The 17,462-nt window shown below is 61.8% G+C and carries 13 protein-coding genes; 3 read left to right on the plus strand and 10 right to left on the minus strand.

From position 1 onward, the window contains the following. Positions 1-224: 224 nt before the first annotated feature. The 7 genes from gshB to CSE6_RS04355 all read right to left on the minus strand — a co-directional run bounded on the left by gshB (position 225) and on the right by CSE6_RS04355 (position 10,191). Positions 225-1,172 (minus strand): glutathione synthase, encoded by a 948-nt coding sequence (gshB, locus tag CSE6_RS04325; RefSeq protein ID WP_045839398.1) that lies wholly within the window; start codon positions 1,170-1,172, stop codon positions 225-227. A gap of 79 nt (positions 1,173-1,251) precedes the next feature. Continuing rightward, on the minus strand, positions 1,252-2,430 hold the full coding sequence (locus CSE6_RS04330) for a benzoate/H(+) symporter BenE family transporter (RefSeq protein WP_059439965.1): 1,179 nt from the start codon (positions 2,428-2,430) through the stop codon (positions 1,252-1,254). 138 nt (positions 2,431-2,568) lie between these two features. Then, positions 2,569-4,437, minus strand: coding sequence for a potassium transporter Kup (locus CSE6_RS04335; protein WP_059439966.1), 1,869 nt, complete (start codon positions 4,435-4,437; stop codon positions 2,569-2,571). Between the two features lie 79 nt (positions 4,438-4,516). Beyond that, entirely contained in the window at positions 4,517-5,812 is a 1,296-nt protein-coding gene (gene gshA / locus CSE6_RS04340) for a glutamate--cysteine ligase (RefSeq protein ID WP_004340452.1), read from the minus strand. 78 nt (positions 5,813-5,890) lie between these two features. After that, entirely contained in the window at positions 5,891-7,357 is a 1,467-nt protein-coding gene (locus CSE6_RS04345; RefSeq protein ID WP_004340449.1) for a TrkH family potassium uptake protein, read from the minus strand. 9 nt (positions 7,358-7,366) lie between these two features. After that, complete coding sequence (trkA, locus tag CSE6_RS04350; RefSeq protein ID WP_034405556.1) at positions 7,367-8,827, minus strand: Trk system potassium transporter TrkA; 1,461 nt, start codon at positions 8,825-8,827, stop codon at positions 7,367-7,369. Positions 8,828-8,910: 83 nt separating this feature from the next. Further along, on the minus strand, positions 8,911-10,191 hold the full coding sequence (locus CSE6_RS04355; RefSeq protein ID WP_059439967.1) for a glutamate-5-semialdehyde dehydrogenase: 1,281 nt from the start codon (positions 10,189-10,191) through the stop codon (positions 8,911-8,913). A gap of 107 nt (positions 10,192-10,298) precedes the next feature. Between CSE6_RS04355 and CSE6_RS04360 the strand changes: the two genes are divergently transcribed. Then, positions 10,299-10,607 carry a hypothetical protein gene (locus tag CSE6_RS04360; RefSeq protein ID WP_034350740.1) on the plus strand — a complete coding sequence of 103 codons (309 nt, stop codon included), beginning with the start codon at positions 10,299-10,301 and terminating at the stop codon, positions 10,605-10,607. A gap of 8 nt (positions 10,608-10,615) precedes the next feature. Here CSE6_RS04360 and holA read toward each other — a convergent pair whose 3' ends face one another. The 3 genes from holA to leuS all read right to left on the minus strand — a co-directional run bounded on the left by holA (position 10,616) and on the right by leuS (position 15,181). Further along, positions 10,616-11,662, minus strand: a complete 1,047-nt coding sequence (gene holA / locus CSE6_RS04365; RefSeq protein WP_059439968.1) for a DNA polymerase III subunit delta — start codon at positions 11,660-11,662, stop codon at positions 10,616-10,618. Positions 11,663-11,795: 133 nt separating this feature from the next. Next, positions 11,796-12,308, minus strand: coding sequence for an LPS assembly lipoprotein LptE (lptE, locus tag CSE6_RS04370; protein WP_004340434.1), 513 nt, complete (start codon positions 12,306-12,308; stop codon positions 11,796-11,798). Between the two features lie 164 nt (positions 12,309-12,472). After that, the gene (leuS, locus tag CSE6_RS04375) at positions 12,473-15,181 is read right to left on the minus strand and encodes a leucine--tRNA ligase (RefSeq protein WP_059440143.1); all 2,709 of its coding nucleotides are present in this window, start codon (positions 15,179-15,181) and stop codon (positions 12,473-12,475) included. A gap of 368 nt (positions 15,182-15,549) precedes the next feature. Here leuS and CSE6_RS04380 point away from each other — a divergent pair, with 368 nt between their 5' ends. Both CSE6_RS04380 and CSE6_RS04385 read left to right on the plus strand, forming a co-directional pair. Further along, positions 15,550-16,770, plus strand: coding sequence for a mechanosensitive ion channel family protein (locus CSE6_RS04380; protein WP_059439969.1), 1,221 nt, complete (start codon positions 15,550-15,552; stop codon positions 16,768-16,770). A gap of 59 nt (positions 16,771-16,829) precedes the next feature. Next, complete coding sequence (locus CSE6_RS04385; protein WP_003060496.1) at positions 16,830-17,411, plus strand: DJ-1/PfpI family protein; 582 nt, start codon at positions 16,830-16,832, stop codon at positions 17,409-17,411. Positions 17,412-17,462 lie beyond the last annotated feature (51 nt).

The raw sequence follows: 17,462 nt of genomic DNA on the forward strand, positions 1-17,462 counted from the left end.
AAGAAGCTTGATTTCAAATCTCGTTGCTTGCTGCGATCAGCGAAGCCTTGAATTCTATCACAACTTTGCCGTCTGATTTCTTTCAGATCGACTAGCAAAAATTTGCATTTCGCTCAGTGAAGCCTTGCATTGTACACAGATTTTGGCAGGCCAGGCAACATCCGCACGGACATCCAGACAAAGAACCCCGGCAGGCCTTGCCTGCCGGGGTTCTTTGTCGCTTCTCAGGCGCTAGCTGCCTGCTCCAGTGCATCAACAAACAGTGCTGCCACATCGCAGCCGGTCTGATCAAAGATCTCCTGGAAGCAGGTGGGACTGGTCACATTGATCTCGGTGACGTTGTGACCAATCACATCCAGTCCGATCAATAGCAGGCCACGCTGCACCAAACGCTCCCCAATGAACTCGGCAATTGCCTTGTCCTGCTGCGCCAATGGCTGGGCAACCCCCTTGCCGCCAGCCGCCAGATTGCCGCGCACCTCATTGCCCTGCGGAATGCGTGCCAGGCAGAACGGCACGGGCTTGCCGCCGATGATAAGCACCCGCTTGTCGCCATGAACGATGTCGGGCAGGAATTTCTGCACCATGACGCTGGTAGAGCCCCCCTGATTCAGGGTTTCGATGATGCTGCCGAGATTGCGGCCGTCTTCGCCGACCCGGAAGATGCCCATGCCGCCCATGCCGTCCAGCGGCTTGAGGATGATGTCCTTGTGCTCTGCATGAAAAGCACGGATGTCCTGGGCGCTGCGCGTGACCAGGGTGGGCGAGATGAACTGTGCAAACTCCATGATGGCGAGCTTTTCGGGATGCTCGCGCAGTGCGCTGGGTTTGTTGAAGACCTTGGCGCCCTCACGCTCGGCCTGACCGAGCATGTGCGTGGCGTAGAAGAACTCGGAATCGAAGGGCGGATCCTTGCGCATGACGATGGCATCAAAATCTGCCAGTGCCGTCAAAGCGCTTCGCGTCTCCTCAAACCAGCGGTCTTGTTCCCCGGTCAGGCTGATGTGGCGCACCTGCGCCATGACCTTGCCGCCGCTTTGCCAGGAGATATGGCGGGGCTCGCAGGCCACGATCTGGTGTCCTCGGCGTTGAGCCTCACGCATCATGGCAAAGGTGGAGTCCTTGTAGATGACAAAGGATTCCAGCGGATCGGCAACAAACAGTATTTGCATGGTGAAAAACTCTAGCGGTAGAGGTAGATACCGGCATCATGCCCAGCCAGGCAAAACACCACAATATGACGGCAGATACTCAGGTCCTGCGCGCACGCAGGCTCTGGACAAGCAAGGCCAGGCTGCCAGCGACCACGCCCCAGAAGGCTGAGCCCACCCCTGCGATGACGACGCCGCTGAGCGTGACCAGAAAGGTGATGAGCGCTGCCTCTCGGTGCTTTTCCTCCTTGAAGGCCGTCGCCATGCCGCCGCCTATGGAGCCAAGCAGGGCCAGTCCGGCGATGCAGGCCACCAGCTCCTTGGGAAAGGCCGTCAGCAGGCCCGTGACCACCGCACCAAAGACACCTATCAAAATATATAGCAGTCCGCACACAGCAGCAGCGGTATAGCGCTTGTCCCTGTCCTCATGCGCCTCGTCTCCCATGCAGATCGCCGCCGTGATGGCGCTGAGGTTGAGGGCATAGCCGCCAAACGGCGCCAGCAACAAGGTCGCCATGCCGGTCATGCTGATGACCTTGGACACCGGTATCGGATAGCCCGTGGCACGGATCACCGCCACGCCTGGCAGATTCTGCGAAGCCATGGTCACGACAAACAGGGGCAACGCCAGGCTGATGAGCGCCTGCAGCGAGAACTCGGGAGCCGTATAGACCGGCATGGCCAGCCCGCCATGCACGGCCGACCACTGCATCTGCCCGCTCAGCGCCGCCCAGGCGGTTCCGGCCAGCAGGGTGATGATGACCGCATAGCGAGGAGCCATACGCCGCGAAAGCAGATAGGCAAGCAGCATGACCAGCACCAGGGACAGATTGGTCTCGGCCGCAGAGAAAGCCTGCATGCCGAACTTGGCCAGCACGCCGGCCAGCAGGGCCGACGCAATTTCCATGGGGATGCGGTTCATGATGCGCTCGAACCAGCCGGTCACCCCCACCAGAATGATGAGTGCCGCGCTGACAATAAAGGCACCGATCGCCTCCCCCATGGAGAAACCGCCCGCCAGCCCGGCGGTCGCCAGCACCGCCGCCCCTGGGGTGGACCAGGCCACCATGACTGGCATGCGCAGAATCAGCGACGGGAGCAGCGAACACAGACCCATGCCCAGACCCAGTGCCCAGATCCAGGAAGTAATCTGCTCAGGCGTGGCATGAAACGCCTGCGCCGCCTGAAACACCAGGGCTACCGAGCTGGTAAAGCCCACAAGCACGGCCACAAAGCCTGCGGCCACGGCGGCAGGACTCAAGTCTTTGAAAAAGCGCATCCGTGCATTCTGGCACCAGCCCCACCCCAAATGATGCACTCCGCGTAAGCGCGAATGACGAAGCCCATCATCACGTCAAAATCAATAGCTATCAGCGCTTGCGGATAAAGAGCCAAAGGCCTATTTGACTCAAAGTATTTACAGCTCGATCTTGGAGCCCAGCTCCACCACCGAGTTGCTCGGCAGGTGCAGGAAATCAGCCACCCGGCTCGCATTCTTGTGCATCTGCGCGAACAGCTTTTCGCGCCAGTGCGCCATGGAGTTGTTCATGCGCGGGATGATCACATCACGCGACAGGAAATAGCTGGTGGACATGGAGTCCAGCTTGCAGCCCTGGGTACGCAGTTGCGCCAGCGCAGCAGGCACATCGGGCTCATTCTTGAAGCCGTAGTGGATGATGACTTCCCAGCAGTCGCCGCCCAGCGACTCGGACTCCACCCGCTTGTCCATTCCGACCCAGGGCACTTCGTGGTTGCGTACGGTCACAAAGAGATTGCGCTCATGCAGCACTTTGTTGTGCTTGAGGTTATGGAGAAGCGCATGCGGCACGGTGCCGGGCTCCCCCGAGAGGAAAACCGCCGTGCCGGGCACGCGCGTGGGCGGATGACGCCAGGTGGATTCCAGAAACTGACGCAGATCCAGCGCATCCGCCTGCAACTTCTGATGCAGCAGCTCGCGCCCTCGGCGCCAGGTCATCATCAGGGTAAAGACCGTGCCACCGATCAGCAACGGGAACCAGCCGCCTTCAAACAGCTTGAGCAGATTCGAGGCGAAGAAAGCCAGATCCACCACGAAGAAGAAGCCCGTCGCCAGCAGGCACAAGGCCAGCGAATAGTTCCAGCGATAGCGGATGACAAAGAAGGTCAGCATGGTGGTGATCAGCATGTCCAGCGTCACCGCAATACCGTAGGCCGCCGCCAGATTGCCGCTATTGCGAAACAGCAGAACAGCCAGCGCAATCGCCACAAACAGACCCCAGTTGACCAGAGGCATATAGATCTGGCCGGTCTCCTTCACACTGGTGTGGCGTACCTCAAAGCGAGGGAAGTAGCCCAGCTGAATGACCTGACGCGTCACGCTGAAGGCTCCCGTGATCAGCGCCTGCGAGGCGATCACCGTGGCCATGGTGGCCATGATGACCAGCGGCAGCAGCGCCCAGCTGGGCGCCATCATGAAAAACGGGTTCTTGACTGCCTCGGGATTGGCCAGCAGCAAAGCGCCCTGACCGAAGTAATTCAAGGTCAGCGCCGGCATGGCAACGCTGAACCAGGCCAGACGGATAGGCTTCTTGCCGAAGTGCCCGAGATCGGCGTACAGCGCCTCGGCACCCGTCACACAGAGCACGACCGAGCCCAGAATGATGAAGCTGATGCCCGGGCTGTTCCAGATGAAGCGGACCGCGTAATGCGGGCTGAGTGCCGCCAGGATTTCCGGATGCCCCATGATCTGGTGCACGCCCAGCAGGGCGATACAGACAAACCAGGTCACGGTGACAGGGCCAAAGAACTTGCCTATGCCTGCGGTGCCGCGCTTTTGCACGAAGAACAGCAGAAACAGAATCACCAGTGTCAGCGGAATCACGGCCTTGGTGAAATGCGGCGAGATGACTTCCAGGCCCTCGACCGCCGAGAGCACGGAAATCGCCGGAGTAATAACGCCATCGCCATAGAAGAGCGAGGTGCCGAACATCCCCACCAGAAACAACGTGCAGGACAGTCGCGGCCTGTCCTTGACCGTCTGCGAGGCAAGGGCCAGCATGGCCACCAGCCCGCCCTCGCCGTTGTTGTCGGCGCGCAGCACCAGGGTCACGTACTTGAGGGAGACGATGACCGTGAGCGTCCAGAACAGTACCGAGAGCACGCCATAGACGTTGTCCGGCGTGAACGGCACATAGCCTGAGCCGAAAACCTCCTTGACCGAGTACAAAACACTGGTTCCGATGTCTCCGTAGACGACACCGATCGCGCCCAGGGTCAGGGCGCCTAGCGAGGATTTCGAATTTTGCACGATTCAGGAAGCGACTCGTAAGGCAGTCACCAAGTGATCAAATTGTCGGCATTGTGCGCTGTCCTCAGCGCCTGCGAAATCAGTCGTAAATTTCTGCGTCGGGATTAGTGGCTTCCAACTCGTAGCTGGCCGCCAACATGGCCAAACGTGCTATCACGCCATACATATAGAAGCGGTTGGGTGCGCTGGCACCCGGACGTGCGCTGGCCTGAGGCAGGTGGTTGCTCTGCTGGAAAGCCAGGGGCACGTAGCCCGCACCGGGAGCATTGAGGTTCTCGTCCTCGCCGCGCTCGGGGTGCATGCGGTAGAAACCGCCCACCACATAGCGATCCATCATGTAGACCACGGGCTCGGCCACGGCGTTGTGCATGCGCTCATAGGTCAGCACGCCCTCCTGCACGATGACGTCATGCACGGTCTGGCCGTCCTTGATGACGCCCATCTTGTTGCGGCTCTTGCGCGGCAGCGCAGCCAGCTCCTTGGCGTCGCGCACGGTCATCACGCCCATGCCATAAGTGCCGTTGTCGGCCTTGACCACGGCAAACGGCTTTTCCTTGATGCCGTATTCCTTGTACTTGCGGCGCACCTTGGAGAGGATCACGTCCACCTGCTCGGCCAGGGCCTCCATGCCCGTGCCTTCGGCAAAGTCGATGTTCTCCACATGACCGAACAAGGGGTTGATCAGCCAGGGGTCGATGCCCAGCAGCTTGCCGAAGCGCTTGCCGACTTCCTCGTAGCTCTGGAAGTGACGGCTCTTGCGGCGCACATTCCAGCCTGCATGCAGCGGCGGCAGCAGGTATTGCTCGTACAGCTCCTCGATGATGCCGGGCACGCCGGTGGAGAGGTCGTTGTTGAGCAAAATGGTGCAGGGGTCGAAATCCTTGAGGCCCAGACGGCGCTTGCTGCGGATCACCGGCTCCAGCTTGATCTCGTCGCCCAGGGGCAGCGTGATGGACAGCGTCTTCTTGATCTCGGGGCTGATGGAGCCGATGCGCACATTGAGACCCGCCATGCTGAAGATGCGCTTGAGCTGCAGCACGCTGGCCAGATAGTGGGTGTTGCGCGTGTGGTTCTCGGGAATGATGAGCAGATTGCGCGCCTCGGGGCATATCTTTTCGATGGCAGCCATCGCAGCCTGGACAGCCAGTGGCAGCATTTCATCGGTCAGGTTGTTCCAGCCGCCAGGAAACAGGTTGGTATCCACCGGTGCCAGCTTGAAACCCGCATTACGAATGTCCACCGAACAGTAGAACGGCGGCGTGTGCTCCATCCATTCCAGGCGGAACCAACGCTCAATGGCAGGCATGGAGTCGAGAATGCGCTGCTCAAGTTCGTTAATGGGGCCGGTCAAAGCCGTGACGAGATGTGGAACCATAAATACCCTCAGGAGACGATGGTGGGGGGCAATTGTAGAGATTGAAGCATGAGATAGGTGTTTTCCCCAGTCTTTGTTTCAACGACGCCAGAACGCCGGTGACAGCAAAGCCATGAAACTCAGTATCTCGAGCCGCCCCAACAGCATGCCCAGAGTACACACCCAGATCTGGAAATCCGTCAACACCGTGTAGTTGGATGATGGGCCAACCGCGCCCAGTCCCGGTCCCATGCAGTGCACGCTGGCCAGCACGGCAGAGAACGCGGTCAGAGGGTCGAGATCGGTCAGCAGCAGCACCATGCTCAGCACAATGACGGTGGCACCGTAAACCAGCATGTAGGCCAGCACCGAAAAAATCATCGGGTTATCTACCACCGCATCGCCCAGCCGCACCGGCTGCACGGCTCGCGGGTGCACCAGACGTGTCATCTCGCGCCTGGCCTGCTTGACCAGAATCAGCATGCGCACCATCTTGATGCCGCCGCCGGTCGAGCCTGCGCTGGTGGCCACCCCCGACAACAGCAACAGCAAAACAGGAATGAACACCGGCCAGGACAGATAGTCCGTGGTGGAAAAGCCGGTGGTCGTGGCGACCGAGACCGTGTGGAACATGCCGTTGCGCAAGGCATCGAGCGGCCCATAGACCCCCTTGACCCAGAGCAGCAGCGCCACCAGCAGGCCCGAGCCCAGCAACACGCCGATCGTGGCGCGCATTTCGGGGTCGCGCATGAAACTATCGATACGCCCCTTGCGCATGGCCACGAAGTACAGCGCAAAGTTGCAACTTGCCAGCAACATGAACAGCAAGGCCGCGGCCTCCAGCAGCGGCGAGTTGAAATAGGCAAAGCTGGCATCGTGCGACGACAGCCCGCCCAGGCTCACCGTGGCGAACATATGCATCAGCGCATCCAGCGGCTGCATGCCGCAGGCCCAGAAGGTCAGAAAGCAGCCAATGGAGAACAGCGCGTACACACCCCACAGGCCTTTGGCCGTCTCGGTAATACGCGGCGTGAGCTTGGTGTCCTTGACGGGACCTGCAGCTTCCGCTCTGAAAAGCTGAGCACCGCCGACACCCAGCAGTGGCAACACGGCCACGGCCAGAATCAGAATCCCCATACCCCCCATCCATTGCATGAAGGTACGCCAGACATTGATGGACACCGGCAACTGATCCAGACCGCTGAGCACCGTGGCCCCGGTCGTCGTCAGGCCCGATACAGCCTCGAAGTAGGCATGGGTGAGACTGATGGAAATGCCCACCCGGTTCAGCCCCATCATCAGCGGCACCATGGCACACAGCGGCAGCACTACCCAGACCAGGGTCACCAGAATCACGCCATGGCGCGGTTGCAGATCCTGCTTGTGACGGTGCAGCCCCCCCCACAGCAGCAGGCCCACGCCTACCGTCAGTCCGATCGACCAGGGATAGATGCGCCAGATGCCATCCTGCGTGAACCAGGAGATGCCAAAGGGCAGCAGCATGGCGCCGGCAAACATGATCATCAGCATGCCCAGCACACGCAGGACAGGAAGCAGGTCTTTCATGTGTGCAGCTTAGAAAAAGGTGGCGCTGACGCGGAACAGGTTTTCCACGTTGCGCACCAGTCGCTTGTTGGGCAGAAAGAACACCACATGGTCGCCGGATTCGATTACGGTATGGCTGCGCGGAATGATGACCTCGGTCTCCAATGCCGTGCCCGCCACTTCCTCGCAGGTCTTGCCTTCTGGAATGCCGCGCACAATGAGACCGATATGCACTTCCTCGGGCAGGCGCAGCTCTTCCACCTTGCGCCCCACTACGCGCGAGCTTTTGCGGTCGCCGCGCGCCACGATCTCCAGTGCCTCGGCCACGCCGCGGCGCAGGCTGTGCACGGCCTGCACATCGCCGCGGCGCACGTAAGCAAGGAACTCGCCCAACATGGCCTGCGCCGGCGACAGCGCAATATCGATCTGCGTACCGTGCATTAGATCGGCATAGGCGCGGCGATTGATCAGCGACAGAACACGGCGCGCGCCCATGCGCTTGGCCAGCAGGCTGGACATGATGTTGTCCTCATCGTCGTCCGTCAGCGCGAGGAACAGATCCACCTCCTCGATGCCCTCTTCCTCCAGCAGGGCCTCATCGGTGGCATCACCCTCCAGCACCAGCACTTCGGCAGGCAGCGCCGACGACAGGCTCAGACATTGCTGGGCGTTGGACTCGATGATCTTGACGTGAAAGCGCCCGGGCGTCTGCGCCAGCTTCCTGGCCAGCCGCAGGCTGACCTGACCTCCGCCCGCAATCATGATGCGAAACACCGGCCGGCTCGGGCGGCCTTCGGGCAGATTGATGGCCTTGAGAGCCTCGGACACATGCTCGGTCGCTGCCAGCATGAAGACCTCGTCGCCGGGCTCTATGCGCGTGGCCCCGTCGCAGCGCACAAACCGGTCTGGCTCGTCCATGAAACGGCGGTAGATCGCCACGATGCGCATGGCCAGCTCGGGCATGCGCTCTCGCACCTGGGCAATCTGCAGGCCCACAGCAGGCGCGCCGGCGCGCGCGCGCACCGAGGCCAATGCGGCCCGACCGCCCGCAAAGGCGCGCACCTGCATGGCTTCCGGGTATTCGATGAGCTTGCGGATGTAATGGGTGACCGATTCCTCGGGACAGATGATGCGATCGACCGCAAAACCCTCCTTGCCCAGCACCGGGTCGTCCACCGCAAAGCTGGACGAGCGCACCCGCGCAATACGGGTCGGAATATCGAACACGGCCTGGGCAATCTTGCAGCAGACCAGGTTGGTCTCGTCCATGGAGGCACAGGCGATCAGCAGGTCGGTATCCTTGGCGCCCGCTTCAGCCAGCACCTGGGGATCGATGCCGTTGCCAACCACGCCGCGCAGGTCGAAGCGCGACTCCAACTCACGCAATGCTCGCGCATCCGTGTCGATGACGGTGATTCCGTTTTGCTCGGACACCAGACTTTCGGCCACACTCTGGCCTACGCGCCCGGCACCCAGAATAATGATTTTCATGGTGTTATGGAAAGGGATCCAAGCTGCGGCATTGAGTCATATCCGGAAAAGACCGCGCCTGCAGCCTCTCCGGAAGACGGATTTCAGGAGCGGACTTCGCCGTCGCCCAAGACCACGTATTTGAGCGAAGTCAGGCCCTCGATGCCCACCGGCCCACGCGCATGGAACTTGTCGGTGCTGATGCCGATCTCGGCGCCGAGTCCGAACTCGAAGCCATCGGCAAAGCGGGTGCTGGTATTGACCATGACGCTGGCCGAATCGACCTCGCGCAGGAATTTCTGCGCATGCAGGTGATTGGTGGTCAGAATCGACTCCGTATGGTGGCTGGAGTACTTGTTGATGTGTGCAATGGCCTCGTCCACACCGTCCACCAGCTTCACGCTGATGATGGGGGCCAGATATTCCTCGTACCAGTCCTGCTCCACTGCCTGGGCCAGCTTGGCATCCTTGACAGTCTGCAAAATAGCCAGGGCCTCGGCATCGCAGCGCATCTCCACGCCCTTGGCAGCATAGACGACACCGATCCTGGGCAGGAAGTCTGCAGCCACGGCGCGTGCCACCAGCAGGCTTTCGCTGGCGTTGCAGGGGCTGTACTTGTTGGTCTTGGCGTTGTCGGCCACCTTCACGGCCATGGCGATGTCGCAGGGATCATCCACATAGGTGTGGCAATTGCCATCCAGATGCTTGATGACGGGCACCTTGGCCTCGCGACTGATGCGCTCGATCAGGCCCTTGCCGCCACGGGGGATGATGACGTCCACATAGTCGGGCATGGCGATGAGTTGACCCACGGCGTCACGGTCGGTGGTCTCCACCAGCTTGACGCCGTCTTCAGGCAGACCGGCCTCGGCCAGCGCCTGGGCCACCAGCCTGGCCAGCGCCTTGTTCGAGTCGATCGCCTCCGAGCCACCGCGCAAAATGCAGGCATTGCCGCTCTTGATCGAGAGGCTGGCCGCTTCGATGGTCACATTCGGGCGGCTTTCATAAATCATGCCGAACACGCCCAGGGGCACACGCATCTGGCCCACGCGGATACCGCTTGGCATTTGCTTGAGGCCGCTGATCTCGCCGATCACATCGGGCATGGCAGCCAGCTGCTCGCAGCCTTCGGCGCAGGTCTCCAGCACCTTGGGCGTCAGTCGCAGCCTGTCGACCATGGGCGCCGACAGGCCATTGGCCACGGCACGCTCCAGATCGCGGGCATTGTCGATCTGCAGCGGCTCGACGTTCTCGCGAAGCAGACGGGCCAGCGCCTTGAGTGCTTTGTTTTTAGTAGCTGCAGACGCACGCGCCATCAGTGCAGAGGCGGCTTTTGCCTGTACACCGAGGTTGTGCATGTATTCGACGGTATTGAGCGCGTTCATGGCGTGATTTTCGCCGAGATAAGCAAGTTGCGCAGACAAGCCCGACCATGAGGGGGTTTATGGCCCTGCTGACACCTACACTCGGCCTCTGAATCGCAAGGAGACTTATGAGCCACAACACCACAGCGCTGCAGGAAAGCGCCCGCCAGCTCCAGCAGCTGCGCAGCGGATTCGAGCAGCTCGCCCGCTCACAGATCAGCGCCAGCGCCCTCGGCCAGCAGGCACGCGCCGCGACCACATTGCTTGCGGCACTGCCGCCACGCTATGGCGAGGTGCTGCTCAATCTGCTGGACCGGCTCGAATCCAGCGCGCTGTTCACCGAGGAAAGCTGCTCCTTCAGCCAGAAGGACCTGCTGGACAATCTTCGCCTATGGGCCGACAAGGCCCAAGCCCAGCTCACTGCCAATCCCGACTGAGCCGCAAATCAGCGCCCGGCCTGGGCCAGCTGCATGGCCAGCTGCCGCAGGGCCTGCCAGCTGTCGCGCGGCCAGCCCTCGCTGGGCAGACCTTTGACAATGCCGTCCACCGCATGAGCTGCCTGCAGCAACTCGGCCGCGCGTGCATCGCTGACACGTGGCAGCAGCCGCTCCATCAGCCTCTCCTTGGGGCCCCAGATGCGGTTTTCGCGCAGTGCCATGGGCAAAGGCTTGCCGCCCGCCATGGCGTCCTTGACCCGCTTGATGTTGCGAATGTCCTCGGCCAGTGCCCAATGCACCAGCACCTCGGCCTCGCCTTCGGCCTGCAAGCCGTCCAGCATGCGCATGCTGCGCGCCACCTGGCCCGAGAGCACGGCTTCGGACAGTTTGAACACGTCATAGCGCGCCACATTGAGCACGGCCTGCTCCACCTGCGCCAGACTCAGCTCGCCCGCGGGGTGCAGCAGGGCCAGTTTCTGAATTTCCTGGTGCGCGGCCAGCAGATTGCCTTCCACGCGGTCGGCAAAGAACTGCAGCGTACGCTGGCCTTCTTCCCCGGCCGCCACGCGCTGGTTCTGCAGCGCCAGACGCTGGGCAATCCAGTGCGGCAGCGCACCGCGCTCCACCGGGTCGACCTGGATGGAGACACCGTTGCCGTCCAGCGCCCCAAACCAGGCCCCGGTCCTGGTGGCCTTGTCCAGGCGCGGCAGACTGATCAGGGTCAGCGTGCTGTCGTTGCCCTGGGCGCTGCTGGCCAGTTGCTGCAGCGCAGCACTACCATCCTTGCCGGGTTTGCCGCTGGGAATACGAATTTCCAGAATCTGCTTGTCCGCAAACAGGCTCAGGCTGCCGCCGGCCGCCAGCACGCCGCTCCAGTCAAAGTGCGCGCCCATGACGGTATAGCTGCTGCGCTCGGTATAGCCCTGAGCACGCGCCGCTGCACGAATCGCGTCGGCCGCTTCCTGCTGCTGCAAGGGCTCATCGCCATGCAGCACATAGAGCGAGCGCAAGCCCTTGGCCAGATGGGAGGTAAGCTGGTTCAGCGCAAGCTGCATGGAGAAAAGTTTTCTATAAAAAGTATCTGAAACGCCCTGAATTCAAGCGTCAGCAGCTATCAGATTCACCGGCGCATCGCCGGCGACTCGCGGCCTCCGCCCGGGACCGCCGCGCAGCAACTCAGGCAATGGCTTATGACACCTGCAGGCTCTTGACCGCAGCCAAACGGCGAATGATCTGCTGCACGATGTCGTTGCGCATGTCCTTGTTCAGCATTTCCTCTTCTACTGCCTTGGACAAGGCATTGGTTTCGTTATAGGTCACGTTGCGAATCTGGCGAATCTCGACCGGCTCAATCAGCTCATCGCCGCCGGGCGTGCGCAACGAGAAGCGCACGATCAGGCGCAGTTCGATTTCACGCACCTGGCCAGCCACGTTGGAGCCGATGATCACGCGCTGGGCCTGCTCGCTGATGATCTGGCAGATCACCTCGGCGGTATCGGGCGATGCCGGGTCCTTGACCACGGTCAATTGATCGCTGCTCGATTCCAGACTGCGACGCAGCAAAGTGCCCACGGGCGCACCACGCCCCGCCTGCACATAAATGGAGCGAAACACAAAATTCGGCGCACCGCGCAGGCGAAAGCCGCAGGCCCCCAGCAAAGGCGTCAAGGCCATGGCGGCCAGCAGCGTACGTTTTTGCATCAACTGTCCTCAAATCTTCAAGCCCTGCTGCGAGCATCGCCTCCTGCTCCAGAAATACCGAGCAAGAGCCGCCCCGCAGCGAAGGTATTGTCCCCCTCCCGCGAAGCGAGAGAGGGGGAAGGCGGGGCCGCCTGGGCGCGAAGCGCCTCAGGGGGTGACTCCGGTCACACGACAATATTCACCAGACGACCCGGCACCACGATGATCTTCTTGGGTGCACGGCCTTCGGCAAACTTCTGGTACTCCTCATTGGCCAGTGCAGCCGCCTCGATGGCAGCCTTGTCGGCAGTGGCGGAAACCAGGATCGCACCGCGCAGCTTGCCGTTGACCTGCAGCACCAGCGAGATCTCGTCCTGCACCAGGGCCTTGGGATCGACCTGCGGCCAGGGGGCATCGAGCAGATCGCCCAGGTGGTTGGCATAGCCCAGTTCGCTCCACAGCACATGCGCCAGATGGGGCGTAGCGGGGTAGAGCACGCGCAGCAGAATGCCGAAGCCTTCGATCAGCGCCACCTTGGCACCGGTGTCATCCAGGGCCTTGAAGTCTTCCAGCGCATTGATCATCTTCATCGCGCCGGACACCACGGTGTTGTACTGCATGCGCGAGTAGTCGTACTCGACCTGCTTGAGCACGTTGTGGATTTCCAGACGCAGGGCCTTGGCCGCCTTGCCGAATTCCACATCGTCCAGCGACTTGGCGCCGGCCACGCCCTGCACGGCGGAAGCCATGTCCATGCCTGTCAGCTTGCTGCCGAAGTTGTAGACGCGGCGCAGGAAGCGATAGCTGCCTTCCACGGCGGCGTCGTTCCACTCCAGCGTCAGCTCGGGGGGCGAGGTGAACATGGTGTACAGACGTGCGGTGTCGGCGCCGTACTTCTCGATCAGATCCTGAGGGTCCACGCCGTTGTTCTTGGACTTGGACATGGTGCCCACGCCCTCGTAATCGATGGCGGTACCCACGGGCAGCAGGCCGTCGGCGCTGTCCACTTCGACCTTGAGCTTGGCGCCGATGATCTTGCCGGAGTCGTCGAACACATGCTCCACATCCTTGGGCCAGAAGTATTCCTTGGCGCCCTTGGCCGTGCGACGGCTGTAGATGTGGTTGAGCACCATGCCCTGGGTCAGCAGCTTGGTGAAGGGCTCGTCGATCTTGACCAGACCCAGGTCGCGCATGACCTTGGTCCAGAAGCGCGCATACAGCAGGTGCAGGATGGCGTGTTCCACGCCGCCGATGTACTGGTCCATGGGCATCCAGTAATCGGCGCCGTCGGCCACCATCTGCTCGCTGTTCTTGGCGTCGCAATAGCGCATGAAGTACCAGGACGAATCCACGAAGGTGTCCATGGTGTCGGTTTCACGGCGGGCAGGCTTGCCGCAGCAGGGGCAGACCACGCCTGCGTGGAAGGCCTCGGACTTGACCAGCGGATTGCCGGAGCCATCGGGCACCAGATCCTGGGGCAGGACCACGGGCAGATCCTTCTCGGGCACGGGCTGAGGACCGCAATCGGCGCAATGAATGATGGGGATGGGGGTGCCCCAGTAGCGCTGACGGCTGATGCCCCAGTCGCGCAGGCGCCAGGTGGTCTTGAGCTCGCCCAGGCCCTTGTCGCCCACAATCTTGGCCACGGCCTGCACCGCATCCTTGTGGTTCAGACCGTCGAGATCGCCGGAGTTGATCAGTACGCCGCGCTCCTTGTCGCCATACCAGTCGCTCCACTGCTTGTCGTCATAAGCGGCCTGGCCTTCCACGGCCACCACCTGCTTGATGGGCAGGCCGTACTTGTTGGCGAAGGCGAAGTCGCGTTCGTCGTGGGCGGGCACGCCCATCACGGCGCCGTCGCCATAGCTCATCAGCACATAGTTGCCGATCCACACCTCGACCTGCGCGCCGGTGATGGGATGGGTGACGAACAGGCCCGTGGGCTTGCCTTCCTTTTCCTTGACGGCCAGTTCGGCCTCTGTCGTGCCACCCTTTTTGCATTCTTCGATGAAGGCAGCCAGTTCGGGCTTGTCGGCAGCAGCATGCTGTGCCAGGGGGTGCTCAGGCGCCACGGCGCAGAAGGTCACGCCCATGATGGTGTCGGCACGCGTGGTGAAGACATACATCTTGCCGTCCTGGATCAGTTGGCCGTCAGCCCCCTTGATGTCATGGGTGAACGCAAAGCGCACGCCAGCGGACTTGCCGATCCAGTTCTCCTGCATCAGGCGCACCTTGTCGGGCCAGCCATTCAATGTGGCCTTCTCGTTGCCGACCTGCACATGGTCCAGCAGCTCCTGGGCGTAGTTGGTGATGCCCAGGTAGTAGCCGGGAATCTCGCGCTTTTCCACCAGCGCGCCGGTGCGCCAGCCGCGGCCGTCGATGACCTGCTCGTTGGCCAGCACGGTCTGATCCACCGGATCCCAGTTCACCACCTGGGTCTTGCGGTAGGCAATGCCTTTTTCCAGCATCTTGAGGAACAGCCACTGGTTCCACTTGTAGTACTCGGGGTCGCAGGTGGCGACCTCGCGGCTCCAGTCGATGGCCAGGCCCATGGCCTGCATCTGCTTCTTCATGTACGCGATGTTCTCGTACGTCCACTTGGCAGGCGGCACCTTGTTCTTCAGCGCAGCGTTCTCGGCAGGCAGGCCGAAGGCGTCCCAGCCCATGGGCATGAGGACGTTGTAGCCCTTCATGCGCAGCTGACGCGTGAGCATGTCGTTGATGGTGTAGTTGCGCACATGGCCCATGTGCAGCTTGCCGCTGGGGTAGGGCAGCATGGAGCAGGCGTAGTACTTGGGCTTGCTGCCGTCTTCGGTGACGCGGTAGGCGTCCTTGGCTTGCCAGTGGTCTTGCGCGGCGCGCTCGACCTCAATGTGGTTGAATTTTTCTTGCATGGTGCAGTGCAGTGGCCGCCAGCCCCACTTGGGACCCGGCAAGGTAGAAATCTGAAATCAGCAGGGATTTTAGGCTGCCCGACCGCTTGCGCCGTTTTAGCCCCGCATGACCGCAGAACCCGCTGCGCCATCCGGGCGGCCTTCCTGCACGCCACGCTGGGAAATACGGCTTTGCGTAAGCTAGTGGCTGTTCACACATTGCTGAACTTTTTGCACGCCAGCCGGTCTGACCGGCCTGTTTCCGTGCCCGACGCCATCGCCTGCCTTCTGCCCGAAGTTGCCAGACTTGCGCTCCTGCCCCGGTCCATTCTTCTGAGGAGCTGCTCTTGCTTTCCCGCTGGTCTTTTGTTTCTGACTGGAATCCCGCCATGCAAATGCTGGCCTCGCTCTGCGTCCTGACCCTGACCGCTCTTGTGGCCGGCTGGCTGACCCAGTGGCTGGGGCTCAAGGTCTTTCGCCGTATGCGCGACACCCTCAGGACCGGCTGGGCCCAGATCCTCATGCACGACAAGGTGCTGCGCCGCCTGGCCAAGGTCGTGCCCTCGCTGATCGTGCAGTTCGGCGTGCAAGGCGTGCCGCATCTGGAGCCGCGCTGGACCACGCTGATCACCAATGTGGCGGTTGCCTTCACGCTCTACCACCTGGCACGCGCGCTGTGCGATCTGCTCAATGCCACGAACGAGGCCCATGAACGCGACGAGGCACGCAAGGCCGCCGTCCAGACCCACTCCATCAAGAGCTATGTGCAACTGGGCAAGCTGCTGGTCTGCAGCTTTGCCGTGGTGCTCATCGTGGCCACGCTGATGGACCGCTCGCCGCTGCTGCTGCTCTCGGGCCTGGGCGCCATGTCGGCCGTGCTGATGCTGGTCTTCAAGGACACCATCCTCTCATTTGTCGCCGGCGTTCAGCTCGGCAGCAACGACATGCTGCGCGTGGGCGACTGGATAGAGATGCCCCAGGTCGGCGCCGACGGCTTTGTGACCGATATCGCGCTCAATACCGTCAAAGTGCAAAACTGGGACAAGACCATCACCACCATTCCCACCTGGCGGCTGATGACGGACAGCTTCAAGAACTGGCGCGGCATGTTCGACTCGGGCGGACGCCGCATCATGCGCTCGCTGAACCTGGACGCCAACACCGTGCATCTGCTCTCGCCCGAGGAACGCGCAGGCATGGGCCATATCGCGCTGCTGCAACCCTACTGGAGCGAGCGCGACGGCCTGCAGGCCATGCCGGGCGCGGCCGAGGCCGCCATGCCAACCCAGGCCATCGCCGCCCACCAGGTGACAAATCTGGCCGCCTTCAAGGCCTATGCCTACGCCTATCTGATGGGCCATCCGCGCATTGGCAAAGGCCCGGGCATGTTCCTCATGGTGCGCACCATGGAGACATCGCCCACGGGGCTGCCGCTGCAGCTGTTCTGCTACACCAACACCACCGTCTGGGTGGAGTACGAAGGCATACAGGGCGAAATCTTCGACCATCTGATCGGTGTGCTGCCGCAGTTCGGGCTGACGCTGTACCAGCGCTCGTCGGACTATGGCACCCACTATCCGCCCGCCCGTCCCGATGTAGTAGCCCGTTAATACCTGCCGCGTGCCCTGACTGCCCACAATGGCCTGACCCAACCACAAGGAGACAGACCATGGCAGGCAAGAAAATTTTGATGATTTGCGGCGACTACTGCGAGGACTATGAAACCATGGTCCCGTTCCAGGCCCTGCTGGCCGTAGGCCATACCGTGCACGCGGTCTGCCCCGACAAAAAGGCCGGCGACCAGATCAAGACCGCCATCCACGACTTTGAAGGCGCACAGACCTATAGCGAAAAGCCCGGCCACAACTTCACGCTCAACGCCACGTTTGCCGATGTGAAGCCCGAGCAGTACGACGCCCTGGTCATCCCCGGCGGCCGCGGCCCCGAGTATCTGCGCGGCTATGAAAGCGTGCGCGCCGCCGTACGTCACTTCTTCGACACCAACAAGCCCGTGGCCGCCGTCTGCCATGGCGCGCAACTACTGGCCGGGGCCGGCGTGCTCAAGGGCCGCACCTGCTCAGCCTACCCCGCCTGCCGCGCCGAGGTGGAACTGGCCGGGGGCAGCTACGCCGACATCCCCGTCGATCAGGCCCATACCGAAGGCAATCTGGTCAGCGCTCCGGCCTGGCCTGCCCATCCTGCCTGGATTGCACAGTTTCTCGCGCTGCTGGGCACGAAAATTTCACACTGAAATCGGCCTCCAGCGCTTTCCCATAAAGCGTATCAAGCTATTAATTCGAGA

It is taken from the genome of Comamonas sp. E6, from assembly GCF_001010305.1.
Classification (GTDB): domain Bacteria; phylum Pseudomonadota; class Gammaproteobacteria; order Burkholderiales; family Burkholderiaceae_C; genus Comamonas; species Comamonas thiooxydans.